At 41.7% G+C, this 13,964-nt stretch carries 11 protein-coding genes; all 11 read right to left on the bottom strand.

The window, feature by feature from the left end; all coding sequences use genetic code 11:
* Nucleotides 1-12: 12 nt before the first annotated feature.
* On the bottom strand, nucleotides 13-2,313 hold the full coding sequence (locus ACGHVY_RS17160) for a hypothetical protein (RefSeq protein WP_390600145.1): 2,301 nt from the start codon (nucleotides 2,311-2,313) through the stop codon (nucleotides 13-15).
* Nucleotides 2,314-2,363: 50 nt separating this feature from the next.
* Entirely contained in the window at nucleotides 2,364-2,930 is a 567-nt protein-coding gene (locus ACGHVY_RS17155; protein ID WP_308744788.1) for a DUF3575 domain-containing protein, read from the bottom strand.
* A gap of 7 nt (nucleotides 2,931-2,937) precedes the next feature.
* On the bottom strand, nucleotides 2,938-3,999 hold the full coding sequence (locus tag ACGHVY_RS17150) for a fimbrillin family protein (RefSeq protein ID WP_308744787.1): 1,062 nt from the start codon (nucleotides 3,997-3,999) through the stop codon (nucleotides 2,938-2,940).
* Between the two features lie 5 nt (nucleotides 4,000-4,004).
* Complete coding sequence (locus tag ACGHVY_RS17145; protein ID WP_308744786.1) at nucleotides 4,005-5,078, bottom strand: fimbrillin family protein; 1,074 nt, start codon at nucleotides 5,076-5,078, stop codon at nucleotides 4,005-4,007.
* 18 nt (nucleotides 5,079-5,096) lie between these two features.
* The gene (locus ACGHVY_RS17140) at nucleotides 5,097-6,320 is read right to left on the bottom strand and encodes a fimbrillin family protein (protein ID WP_390600141.1); all 1,224 of its coding nucleotides are present in this window, start codon (nucleotides 6,318-6,320) and stop codon (nucleotides 5,097-5,099) included.
* Nucleotides 6,321-6,365: 45 nt separating this feature from the next.
* Nucleotides 6,366-7,697 carry a hypothetical protein gene (locus ACGHVY_RS17135; protein WP_390600139.1) on the bottom strand — a complete coding sequence of 444 codons (1,332 nt, stop codon included), beginning with the start codon at nucleotides 7,695-7,697 and terminating at the stop codon, nucleotides 6,366-6,368.
* A gap of 31 nt (nucleotides 7,698-7,728) precedes the next feature.
* The gene (locus ACGHVY_RS17130) at nucleotides 7,729-9,033 is read right to left on the bottom strand and encodes a hypothetical protein (RefSeq protein ID WP_390600138.1); all 1,305 of its coding nucleotides are present in this window, start codon (nucleotides 9,031-9,033) and stop codon (nucleotides 7,729-7,731) included.
* Nucleotides 9,030-10,262, bottom strand: coding sequence for a DUF3575 domain-containing protein (locus tag ACGHVY_RS17125; protein WP_390600136.1), 1,233 nt, complete (start codon nucleotides 10,260-10,262; stop codon nucleotides 9,030-9,032). Before ACGHVY_RS17125 ends, ACGHVY_RS17130 begins: the two co-directional genes overlap by 4 nt.
* A gap of 408 nt (nucleotides 10,263-10,670) precedes the next feature.
* A complete protein-coding gene (locus ACGHVY_RS17120; RefSeq protein WP_390600962.1) occupies nucleotides 10,671-11,963 on the bottom strand; it encodes an MgtC/SapB family protein in 1,293 nt (430 codons plus the stop codon).
* A gap of 55 nt (nucleotides 11,964-12,018) precedes the next feature.
* Complete coding sequence (locus ACGHVY_RS17115) at nucleotides 12,019-12,486, bottom strand: CYTH domain-containing protein (protein ID WP_308744781.1); 468 nt, start codon at nucleotides 12,484-12,486, stop codon at nucleotides 12,019-12,021.
* 106 nt (nucleotides 12,487-12,592) lie between these two features.
* A complete protein-coding gene (locus ACGHVY_RS17110; protein ID WP_390600133.1) occupies nucleotides 12,593-13,645 on the bottom strand; it encodes a porin in 1,053 nt (350 codons plus the stop codon).
* Nucleotides 13,646-13,964 lie beyond the last annotated feature (319 nt).

The raw sequence follows: 13,964 nt of genomic DNA, 5'->3' as shown, positions 1-13,964 counted from the left end.
TATCTATTTAAGCTACTCATTTCCTCCTGTAGCCATTTCGTCTTCATAACCCATTTTGGCATATTTGAAACAGTCTTCACTAATATCCCCGTCCCATTCGGCTATCGAGATATAGCTGCTGTCTTTCTTGAAACAGTTTGTCAGTGCCTCTTCCGCCTGCATAGCAAAAAAGTCACCTTTCCGGCAATAAAGGACTGCTTTCAAATAAAGTGTTTTCGGATCGTCTGCCGGTAATTCTTCCAGCACTTTCTCTGCCTTCTCATTCCATGCATGTGTCTTCATTGCCAGACACATCACCACGTTATTAATAGGCGAACTATTTCTGACCAGTTCGAATGTCTCTAGTCGACGGGCAATTTCAGCGTCATTCAATCCGCTGGTTACTTTATAATATCCCCCCAGGCAGAAAGCAAATGCTTTTATCTTTTTATTCTTTTCATTATCAGGCAATAACTGAGCCAGACGGCTGGCTTCCGAGAAATCCCCTTTTTTCAGATACATGGCAAGTTGATTGGCCACTATCTCTTCCACATTATCTATTCCGATCACACGTCCGTCAAAAGTACGTTCTACGTTACAACCTCTTACTGAAAAGTCTACCAGTGGTTTCAGCACCTCGGTATCCACCGTATCACGTTTCAGATAAGATACAGCCAGATTATTGGCTGCCAGTACCCACGGTTTTCCGTTAGTCAGTTCTTTCGAATAGTTGTATGCACGACGATAAAGCTCCTCCAACTCATTGGGGTCTTTCACCATGTTAAACAAGTGCCAATATTCATATAAGGCGAAATTTTTCTTTCCCGAACGATAATCAGGATCATTCTGATAACGATTCAGTATTTCTTCTTTTGTCAGCGCACGATAAATTTCAGCAGTATATTCACACTTCATTGAACGCAATTTAGGAAGATGCGCTTTAATAATCGTACTATAATAAGGCAGAGCCGCTACTTGCCGATACTGTAAATCCTGATTTTTCGGATACTTTTCAACAATCTCGCGAATGGCAGCAGCTTCATCGGGCAGAGTGTCCTGCTCCAGCAAATCTGCGACTTCCAGCCAGGTGGCTACCCGTGAGTCGTTCGGTGTATAAGTGTACAATCGTTTCATCGTATGCGCCGGAATGACTGAATAGACCAACGAACGGGCATATGCCAGACGACGTTGGGACAAAGCAACGTTAGACGCATAAGACCCTTCCGGAGATGAAACACTATACAGATGGAGTTCTTTCAAAGTAGAGCTTTCTCCATTCACCACTTCCAGCAGCTTTGCCTTCAGCTTATCCAGTTGCACTTCATTGTTCGGGTCTTCAGGATCCAGCTCCGCTTTTCCCAATAAGAAACTCAGAGAAATGTCCTCCACACCAGTCCGGCGTTCTACTTTCGGTTTTTCTTCGTACTTCTTAGGATCCAGTTCATATTGGTCGAGCGAATATTCCAGAAAACGTAACGGACGTCTCGGACTACGTGTAGAAAGTTCCAACAGACGTTCGTAATAAGGACGTGTATAGTCCTCCATCTGCATGAGGGCTAACACTTGAAAATTGTCTTGCGCATTGGAAAGCTTGATTGTATCGTTCCACATATAGGAAGCCTTTTCCGCAGAAAGCGGTTCATTCTCCACTATAAAATTAAACAGTGAATCGTGCTTTATATCATAGCCCATCCGTCTTTCTTGCGTCAGTGCATACTGAGCACCATCATATACACGCGGCAACCGATACATCTCCACTTTCTTTCCTTTGCTGTTATTTATCACATACGGTTGCACAATCATCCGGGCATTGTCTTTGCCAATCATCTGGGGCACAGCGACCTTCGCCCCGTTCAGGATAATCATATCTCCATACTGGTCAGGTGTTTCGGGCATGGACGTCACCTCCGTACGCTGTCCTACAACTGTTACCTGACTAATCATGTGCCCCATATCTACATATGTAGTAATCTCACGCCGACCATTGATCGCTTCAAATACGGCAGGCGCCGTACTTACTTTAATAACCAACGAACCGGTCTCCGGTAAAGTAATCTGATAAGCTCCCGTAGCATCGGGCACTTCATACATGGCAGAAAGGGTAAGGCTGATATTGTCCTGGTTCAAGGCAGTTTCCATATCTTTTCCTTCCTGAACGGTATTAAAATAGTAAATCTTTATGTCGCCAATAGAAGATAGATCAAACGGGACCGGTTTTCTTTTCTTCTCTGACGCTTCTTTGTCCAGTACACGTCCCATTACCAGCTTGGGTGCCTGCGCATTCATCTGAATACAAGCAGCTAAATAACAGATCAAAAGAAAAGCTATTCTCATGGCTCTGCTTATTCTTATCAAACTTACTTTCATATCCACAATCTTACTCTCTATCTAATAATATAAGAAATAGAAACCGCCAGTTTTGCCGGAAACAGTTTATATCCGTGCGCATTCGTCTTTCCCGGATTATTAATTGCATAATCCTCAAAGTTGTCATTCTCGAAATATTGCTGATGCCAGAAATGGACAGCTCCGAAACCTGCCGAAAATTCAAGGTTAAAACGTTTGCCCAGTGCCATCGAATATCCCATCGTTATGCCGATTCCTACTGCATCCCCTTCGTAAATATGTTTCCCCCAATGAATGTCATAATTCGCTCCCAAGGCTGATATACCGATATATTCGCGTACCATAGGACGACCATTGAACCAATAACGGTATTCCGGTTGCACACCGATGATTTTAATATCTGTTCCATAGGGTTTATATCCCCCATAGACACTTAAATCAACGCTGGAACGTTCACCCACTACCAGTTCACATCCCAAGTTGGGTATTCCTGCCAGAAGTGACAAGCCGTTGGTTTTTACCGCCACTTGCTGGGCACACAAGTTCTGTGCTCCTGCAAGAAGCAGAAAAACAAGGGAGAATAGATATTTTACGATTCGTGTCATGTCGTTATTATTGTAACTTTACATTTTCGTCTACAGTATTACCTCCCGTCCAGGAATCCACATTGGCCGGTCCGGAAAACGTGGCATCTTTCGGCAAAAAGTTAATACGCATTAATGTAGTCTTGCCTTTCTTTATTGAGATATCATAACCGTAATACTTGTAATCATAGATAGTATACTCACGCAAATTGTTACCGCCATCTTTTACCTGACAAGTAATCTTCTGTATCAAGGTCTGTTCAGGTGGAAACATAAACTTTGCGACAGACTCTCCCGGAGTATTATAAGTAATTCCGGCATTATTTGTCGAATGAAGACACACCAAATCCTTAGGAGAAAAAGAAAGTGCCCCATCTGTCAAAGCCATCCAGCCGGATTCACCTGTATTGCAATACACAGTTACCGACTGAATCCGATACCCTGCATCACATACCTGCTTACTGGTAGAATAGAAACAGAAATCCAGACGTCCGAATGCATGCTGGAAGTTCAACACGACCGGATTTGTTCCGACTTCCGAATACCATGTCGGTGCTTGACCTGTGAACATATAGTCTCTCGTTTCAGACATATCACGCGGATTCAGTTTCCAAGGTATGGCCCATTGTGCCACTCTGTTCACTTCACGCCATTCCGCTTCTTCTGTATAAGGGTAATAACCATACATCATCAAGCCCGCATTACTCGTATTAGGGAAAGTTGCCAATTTCTCCGTCTGTAACGTTTCATAACCCGGCACATACGTGTAGCAAGCATTAAATAAATTCGGCTGGAAATCACTCTCATTTTTTTTGTTGAACAAGTCACAATCTTCGTTACGCCCACCTTGAATGGCAGGAATCCCAAAAACACCCAATTGTGCATTTGATTCAAAAGCCGTTATCGGTGCACGAGTGCCCGGCCCTGTTACCTCAACCACAACAGAAGCGAAAATGTTGGAGCTGAAAGATACAACAGCTCCACCATTTACATTAGTATTATTTCCTGATTGAGGCGTATTATCGTCATCTTTACTACACGATGCCAATAAAAACGACAACGCTACGCCTGCTATCATCCATTTATTCATAAGAATTAGTTTACTTCCTGATCAATAGTCTGGTCTGCATCCTTCCATTCTTCCAGTGTAGCATTGATATCAACCACACGCAAACCATAAATTGTCAATTTAACTTTATAAGCCTTACCTGCTTCAAACGGTGACACCTGACCTTCTGCATTCTTATAAGTAATGGTAACCTCATTCTTCTGCGTTCTCTCCTGACCATTTACCATAGCAGCCAAAGTAACGTTAAGAATATAAGAACCGGATGCTGAAGGCAATAACATTACATTTCCTGCATCTTTTTCTACTTTTGTCTCCAAATCTACATTTGTTGTATATTTATTATCACCGAAATATGCCGGAATTTCCGAAACGATACCTGTGGCAGTCAGAGTTCCTTTGTTAGCCCCTGCAACAGCCAAAGAAGCTCCATTCGAAGAAGTTACAGTGATATTCTTAATGCTCACAGGCCAAACCTTACCATCTTCAACCAGTCCTTCGTCACCGCCAATACCCAAAAGCTGCAACTGGGTCAACAAGTGCTTGAACTTCAACTCCGGTGTAGTCCCCCCTTTACGGAAATAGCGGGCATTGTATCCGGAATAAGTTTTACCATCGGCAGAAAGAACATCTTCTGCTATTGCTTCTCCCCAAAGAATATCTACATTCCCAGCGATATTATAAGTAACAGCAGCACTATTTGATGACAAAGAAGGATTAGTCGGAATCGGACTACAAGCATAGAATGAGAAATTCACATCGCTATTCAAAGGATAAAAATAAACATCATTTTCACCCCCCAGCTTGACTTTTCCGTCCGCTGCCACTTTTCCATCTACATAATTAGCCGGTGAGAACAAGTTACCGGAAGCTGTATTCCAGCCGGTACCTGCATTGTCTAATCCCCACACACGAATCGGAGTATCCTGCCATTTACTAACAACGGCTCTTGTTTGAGTAATAGAGATATTAGAGCCGGCATTCAATGAAACTGCTCCGTCAAAAGGAATATTTACCTCTTCCTTTTGATCTACTACGTCATTATTCGAGCAACCCGCCAATATTGCTGCTGCTCCCAGTATAAATAGATATTTTTTATTCATATTCAGATATTTAATTTATTATTCTGTAAATGTATCGTCTGGATTAATATTGATATCACCACCATTTATCCACTCACCAAGTTCTGCTGTAAGTTCTATTTCCTTAATACCATAAACAGCAATTGTAACATTATAAGAAGTAGATGCAGCGAAAGTTGTAATACCAGCATCAGTGCCATTTTTAGTTACATCACTAGCTTTCAAAGTCAACTCGTATGTTGCTGTCTGCTGTGCAACAGGCACTGTATTACCTGATTCATCAATTTCTTGTTTAACAACAACCTCGATATCGTAAGTCTCAACACCCGGTTCAACCAACAAAGCTTCACCCACAGCGGTCGGAGTTTCTGCATCGGCTGCCGAAGCATAGTACGTTTTGTCTGTTAATGGCTGCATTACGTTACCTTTTCTTTCCTGAAGAGACAATAAAGTACCCTCATCATTTCCATCCCATTGGATACCTTTATTAGCATCGGCAGCATATACGAATACCAACTTTCCTGTAGTTTTTGATTTCACTTTAATAGACTGTACATATACATTCTCAGGTTTAGAGGTACCCATACCTTTGATATTGAATACAAGACGGGTCAACAAGTGTTCAAATTTCATCGAAGGCTGCACATCTCTACGAGCAGTATAAGAGCCGAATGCTTTATTTATGTCTTCAGGAGCAAGTTTCGCCTTATCAGCATCAGAAAGCTCAGCTTTTGCAATCATCAAGTCTTGAGAACCATTAATCACAAAAGATTTATATAGCACATTTGTACCATTCATTGCTTCAGTTTTTGCTTCGCCAATTACTGCATCATCTCCATAATAACCAAAGAAATCATAAGCGCCACTACGTGGGAAATAACGGGATTCGTTATTTTTCCATTTAACACCTGAAATCTTAGCGCCAGTTTCAACCGTACCCTCTTCGTCACGCAAAGCATAAGTATTCAAATCTGCAATTCTATCGCTCATTGTTATACCAGTCTTAGAATCCTTCTGACAAGCATAGATATACAATTTCTGTCCACTCCATGTATTAGAGATAGTAGCACCATCACCTCCGACAGTACCGGCGCTTCTGGTAGCATTGACTGTAACAGAAGGAGCAGCGGCATAAAGCAAGATAGCGTCTGCGCTAGGTGTCAGATCCACAGGTTCATTTCCCGGTACACCCTCATTTTCGCTCTGCGAACAAGATGTCAACACTCCGGCTGCCACCATTGCATAAAGAAAAAATCGTTTCATAAATCACACAATTTTAAATTAATAATAATATGTAAGTTTCACTTTTTATTCATCCTCATATTTATCGTCCGGACTAATGTTTATATCTCCCCCGTTCGTCCAGACTCCACTTTCGACAGCAGAGCTGATATCAGACAAACTATTAATTGTCAAATAAATAGTATATGCTTTCCCCGGACTAAAGACCTTGTTATCATTTGTATTTTCCAAGTCTACCTCTACCTCCGTATATAGCGCTCCCGTTAATCCCTGCTCCGCACTCAAAGTAATTTTCGCCCGATAAGAGTCAGCCGGTGCCACCAATAAACTTGTACCACTATCACGGTCGTTCTCTTTGTCTTTGTCAAGAACATAGCGATAACGCTTTTTATCATCATCCGTCACATTCTCATAGATAGGGCAATCAGCTACCAAGCACCATCCGGAATTTCCAATGAGTTCTCCGTTTTTCTTTTTCAGTTCAAAATACTTATAATCCTCACTATCAAAAGATATCCCTCTCTTGAGATTCGTCATACCATCCGCATCAGGAGCACTCACCGCCACAGTAAACCGTCCTTTATATTTTGAATTCAATTCAACCTTCTTTACTGCCAAAGTCGGATCCAAAGAAGGAACACCATTTCCCTTTTTATTTGAACTATCATCCGGTCTACAAACCACAAACCGGAGAAGAACCAAATGATGCTCAAACTGAAATACCGGATTTAAACCATGATTGGCAGAATATGCACTGAATGCACGACCCAGAATCTTATCACAGTACGGATTGCCCTCGTATTTATCTTTCTGAGCCTCAGGATCCGCCATAGCAGACATGAAATCCCTGCGCCCGTCCAACTCAACATCATAATAGATATGATCTTTCTCACGATGGCACTCACCCATCCAATCATCCAAATAGTAAGCAAAGAAGTTATAAGGCTGATTGGTATTCTTCATATTATAATAGATTTCCTGAGACTTCTCATCCGGATAGAAAAGCAGTAAATTGGAATCCTCTTTCTTCACCCCCACTTCTTTCCCGTGATCGGAAGCCTGTGCATTTACCCCTCCCGTCCTATGACCATCCAACAAACAGAAATCCTGATTTGCCTCACTCCAGGGTTTAGACAAATCGGTTTGCGGATCCTTATTGAAAGCATACACATAAAATCTTACATTGTCCCAAAAATCCGCATCATTGCCATTATTGACCTCGCCGCTTCCGCGTGTCAATATCTCAAAATCAGACATACCCAAGCTCAACACGATAGGAACCGGTTCCACCAAAGGCGCATCATCATCTGTCGTCAGTTCCCCTACATACGTATCTCCGGAACAATTAAACAACAGTATCGAACAAAATCCGATTAATAAGCATTGCTTAATCTTCATATATATTATCTGCTCTTTTCTCATCATCCCATTATATGTCTACATGAATATCACCTACAACTTCCCATCCACATACACCGTCACTTCCCATTTCAGGATTTAGTCCAACAATACGGAAAGGCGTTTCAATCCTCAATTCAGCCCGGTCTTTCACTTTCTTGCGCTCATTCACCTGCCCGGTCTCTGCCGTAATCTCCTGTTCTTTGATTTGTTTTGACAAATTGGATTTCGCATGAATAGCCCGAACATCTGTAGAAGTCTTCACATACAGAACGATACAACAAACACCCGGTCCTGTAATCGTATAGCTATCCACACCACCTATCAATCCGAATACTTCCAAAGACGCTTTGCATAAAAGAGTCACAACAGGTTTTTCCCCTTCGGTGGATTGGGAAACTTTCTGCTCCGTCACTTTTACAATCACCCTTTTCAGTTCTGAAATATTTAAAATACCAGTAGACAAAGATACTTCCGGCGCGATACCGGCCATTTCTACATAAATATCCTGAATATCCTCTTTAGTCAACTGATTATTATTCTCATCTGCCGCTAATTGAACAGTAAACTGAATATCAATATGTTGGGTAAGAGATGTAAAATCAAAAGGCTGTATATAATTCTTTCCCGCATCCAGTTCCAGATAATCACGGCGGCCCACAAACAGCCTCCGGCCGGCATCCCTTACATAACCGATGCCGGGATTCAAATCCGCCCACTTCCGATTGTCTACCAATACTTTACTCACATCTTTCTGCTCTACAACCGCATGGCGCATTTTAACTTGCTTGACAGGAATAGCATTATCGGATTTAAACTCATCCAAACCATCCAAAGATACCCTTTTATCTTCCTCCTCAACCTCTATAACCTTGCCATCATTATCTTTCAGGTCATTACCTTTATCGTCTTTCTTCGTTACTTTTACCTTCGGATATTTCGGATCAGTAAAAGCCATCATAAAATACTCTCCACCAGGCAGTTTGATCTCGGATTGGTATTCACCTTCCGGTTCAATATTGTCATCAGGAGTTTCAGTGCCGCTGTTATCATCATGAGTCACAGGTCCGTCTCCGGGAGTTTCCTCCACCCAAAACTTACCGTCTTTATTCGTTTGATAAACCATATGACGGGTATTCAAAATACGGGTTGCCACGAAATACAGACGTTCAGGTGTCTCATCATCCGACAATCCTAAACCGTTCCAGTTGTATGTAACAGAGAAACCTTCCACTACGTGAGGATGCGTCCCCTCGTCACATAAATCCACCTTCGTACAGCCAACCAGCAATAATGATGTAAATATGATCTGATATATAATAGTTGCTTTCATCATTCTTCACCTCCCGCATTTGTAAATTCCGGACTCTCCTTCCGACTCCCGGAAAATTGTGGATCCACAGCCTGCGGAACAGATGATTCTGACTCCGTAGACTGCTTCTCCCGAACAGGTTGCTGTTCATCTGGGGATTGTTGTTTTATTTGTGTTTCCACACTTTCTTCCGGTTCTTTATCTTTCTTCTTTTCTTTCGCACGTTTCTTTTCTTCTTTGGCAACATTCCCCAAAGAATCCTTCATCAACTTAGCTTGCTCTTTCTCCAGTTTCTGAACCTGTTCCAATGAATCCTTCATCAACCGAGCCTGTGCTTTATCCAGTTTCCGTACTTGTTCCAATGAATCCTTCATCAATTTTTCCTGTTTCTTTAACGAATCCTTCATTTGCGATAAAGAGTCCTTAGCCAGATTCAAAGAATCTTTCTGCAGCTTTTTCTGTTCTTTTATCTTTGTTCTGGCCTCGCCAATGGAATCACGCCTCAACTGCTTCTGCCGCTTGGCTTCCGTACGGGCATTGATTTTATCGTAATCAATCAACTTATATTTATTTTTGACTGAAGTTGAGAAACGATAGACAAACGCCACACGCAAGTCACTAACGACCGGGAATGGCACCAGATGCCCGCCTTTACTCTTTTCGGGCAAACGGGGATAGCAATTGCTTTCCTCATCATGCCGGTAAGCATCATACTTAGTATAGACAAACCCTACACTAGCTCCCAATTCCAAATCCACAAAATTTTCACGATAACCATATAAAGGAATACTGAAACCACCCGACACACCAAGTCCCAAAGCAGAACCCTGCATACCGCGCTTGCCAAACTTAAAATTATAATTGGCATAATCAGCATATACGCCCCAATAGTAAGCACGCCAATAACGGGGATGGAAACGTTTGACCGTAAACACCTCTTCTTTTAAACGCTGAAAAAAACCGGCTGAATCCAAATGATGGAAGTTTCGCTGAGTAGTACGGAAATAATTCCGAAACTCCAAGCGGGTATCAAACAGATTATAAACGATACTAGGCTTGTAATTTTGAGAAGTGCTCCAATTACCTTTTACACCAAGACTTAATGTATAATGTTTATAAGGAGAACCGAACAGATCGACTTCGGCAGTAATGTTAGGTAATAACACAAGCCAATCGACCGCATTTGTCTTAAATGCCAGCCGAGACTTGAAAGGCATGATTGAATCTTTATTCTCTACTGCCTTTTTACGCATAGTTGGAGACTGAGCATTACACTTCACTCCTGAAAGGAAAAACAACGAGAATAAGATACAAGACAGTATTTTTATCCAACGGCATTTCCCCTTTTTTACGCATTTTTCTATAAATAACACCTGCTTCCCTTTTACAAGGAAAGCATTATGTTCGCCCTCATTTCCCATAATCCGCGTTCGCGCCCTTATTTTTGTTCATTCGTTTGCATTGTTCCCTAATACAATGCTAATCAGTCGCAAATGTATAGTAAATATTATTATATAACAAATAAAAATTAAGATTTAAAATAAAGAATTTTAAATTATAACTCCATACTTCCTTTTAATTGCACTTTTTCACTCCTGAAAAGTTGCAATTAAAAGAAAAAGAAAGAGTTAATATGAAATATAGGGCTATAAATGTTTTTTCTAAAGATAGAAGAATAATAATAAAACAAGATTACATGCAATCACGACACCGAACCCAACCAAAATCCAGGGACGAAGCTTGCTTCCCTTTCCAGCAAAAAACAGCGCATAAAGCATATTGACCAGTATATTACTGATGATGGCCTGCATACTACAAGCCGTAATAATCAGTACAGCAACACTGCCTGTATTTTGCAACAAGTTCAAAATGAAAGGAGTGATATCACTAAATCCGGATACAAAAGAAAGCAGATTCAATCCGCCCGTACCTGCATAAACTAATGTATAATGAGTCAGAATAGTAAAGACTACAAAAAGTACGGCAAAAATCAACGCCACCTTGAACTCTAACGGATTACTGCTATCATCATCTTCTTCAATAGCCAGTTGATCTTTCGGACGTTTCTGCCGGGAATGGATAAACCATCCCACAACGGCTGCTATAACCGACATAATCAACAGATACGGATAAATAGTAAGAAAGATTTCTCTGCTAAAGATAAGTATCAGTATCATAAAACGCAGGAACATCATACTAATAGCCAACAACATGGCGGCAACATATTCGGTAGCTTCCTGCTCCGAGGCTTTCCGGCTCTTACGGGCGAGCACGGAGATAGTGGCAGTACTACTATATAATCCGCCAATAATGCCGGAGACTAAAGTCCCGGATTCATGGAATACATACCGTTTCAGCAGATAAGAAAGGTAGGAGATGCCGGATACCACAACCGTTGCCAGCCAAATAGAATAAGGAGTCAGGTTTATATCAGGAATCAGGTTCTTATTCGGAAGCATAGGCAATATAATACCGCTGATGGCCAGGAATTTCGCCAACGTAATCATTTCATCATTCTTCATGCGTTGGGCAAATTCGGTAAAGGTATGTTTGAGCTCAGTCAACAACAGCACGGTTACTATCACCATAACATAAAACCAGGAAGGCTGCGTAGCTACAATGGGAGCCATACAATAAGTAATCAAGGCAATAATAATAGTCGTAACGCCAAAGACATGGAATTGGGACTGTTTCACGTAATAGTTTAATCCCAACAATAAACCCAGCACTGCGCCTCCCCCCATAAACAAACGCATATCGACAGGATCCAGTATATAAAGCAGGTACCCCAGGATACCTATAAAAGTAAAAGTGCGGTCAGTTCCGAAAAGAGTAGTCTCCCCCTCACGCTTCAAGCTGATCCGACGTTGCGAGAGTCCGATTAATAAAGAAAACAAAGTCACCAGTATAAAAGTAACCAATTCCCGCGGCACATAATTGTACAACTGTTCCATATCCATACATTGCTCTTTTTAGATAAGAACAAATATACAGTTTATTTGTTAACGTTCACCACGTTTTATACGGTTTTTTCATTAGTTGGGAGTTGTAATAGCGTATATCTCCCGTCACCTCTTCACCGATAAAGTCCGGTTTTACAAAAGCCTCATCCTCAGATTCAAGCTCCACTTCCGCCACGATAAGACCGTCGTTCTCACCATAAAACTCGTCAACTTCAAATATATGTTCGCCGCTGCGAACCAGATAACGGGTTTTATCAATGATACCCGGTTCGCAAAGTTTCATCAGTTCTTCCGCTTCAGACAGAGGGAGTTCCTTTTCCCACTCATAACGGCTGGTGCCGGAAGCATTGGAAGCCCCCTTGATAGTCAGGTACCCTTTATTATCGCGGATACGAACCCGAACAGTCCTCCCGCGAGCACTGCTGATATAACCTTGCACAATGCGACTTTGCGCAAATGCAAAAGACTTGAAGTCTCCGGAAACCAAAAATTTACGTTCTATTTCTTGTGCCATGACACAAAGATAAATTAAAAAATTGGAAATAGAGAATTAAAAAACGATAGTTTAATACCTCACATTACCCACAAAAGAAACGTAGCACCTTAATTCTCAATTCATTTCAAAACCTCGTCATAAACTCAATTACGATTTTATCCCGCTCCGATTCTTTAGGTACACCGGACTTCTTATAGAAATACTTCTCGAAGTTCAGCCGCAGGTCGGCGATAAAAGCTTTGGATAGACTTAACGTGATTCCACCAGTCACACGATGCCGGGCATAATCATTGATTATCAACGCCTTGGTTGTTTCATCTTTCTTACCGTCACTATGATCCGTCATCATGTCATAACGGGCAAGAAAGGAAATCTTATTAAATACCTTTTTCAGCGGCAAATCGTAATTAATGAAACTATTCACTGCGTGCACGTCCTTGAATGCGCCGTGCCCATACATCTTATATAAGTATTCCGCTTCGACATGAAAACGGCTGTTCTGATAATAGATACCGGCATCATACATATTAATCCGTACATCTTCCGGTTTTATCATCTGGGTGCTGAGTGTTACATTCCAGCTCTTATTGAGTAACAACTGCGCTTTCACCGAATAGTTCAACGTCTTATGCCATTCCTTCTGGTTCGTCAGGCCGGAACCGTTGAACAATCCCCCTTCAAGAACAAATGGAACGCCCCCTTTATCGGTATAAGCAGCAGTAAAACCCACATCACGCACATTCCCCACCTGCTTGGCGATAAACGAACGGTTTGCGAAGTATTGCTGATGAGGAGAACGATGGGCATCTATCGTGAAAGGAACCCGCATCTGTCCAATCGTGAAATTCAAGTCTTTCACCGGAAAGACACGCGCATAGGCATCAAGCATCTTGATAGAGCCTTCGTCCGAAAGGTCGATTTCAGCTTTATAAGCCACCAGCGGATGCACATTCCCTGAAACGCTGAAACGCGCATTACGTACCTCGAAGCGACTTTCCTGCGTTTCTGTCTGGTACTCATATTTCCCCCGGATGGTTCCATGAATCTCAGGCAGATAATCTTTAAACTCCATTGTTTCCTTATCCAATTTCTTGCCATCACCGGCATCCTCTTTAGCCTGTCCGAAGACCGATGTCGCCAGCAAAAGTGTAACGACCGTTGTTGTAATTCTACTCATTTCAGTTGTTTGCTACTTAATTCGTGGCAAAAGTACAACTGCGAGGATACACAAAAATGACAATTTGAATACGGATAGATTACAGAAAAGTTACATTCCCGTTACACGGACTACAAATACGTTACAAAACAAAATTCACCACAGATTATATGACTTGCCGGAGTTTCTTAACGAGTGAAACACGAACATTTCAGTCTCTCCGTACAATCTATATAATCTGTAGTGAATCAATCAGCCGAAAAAGGAAAATGCAATCAGCATAATCAGTGCCAAAATAATCAATGAGACAAATACTATTCTGACAACTTTCCGGGCCTGC

It is taken from the genome of Bacteroides sp. f07 (assembly GCF_042854785.1).
Classification (GTDB): domain Bacteria; phylum Bacteroidota; class Bacteroidia; order Bacteroidales; family Bacteroidaceae; genus Bacteroides.
Note: the sequence above shows the minus strand (reverse complement) of the source record. Positions and strands in the feature narration are given on the sequence as shown.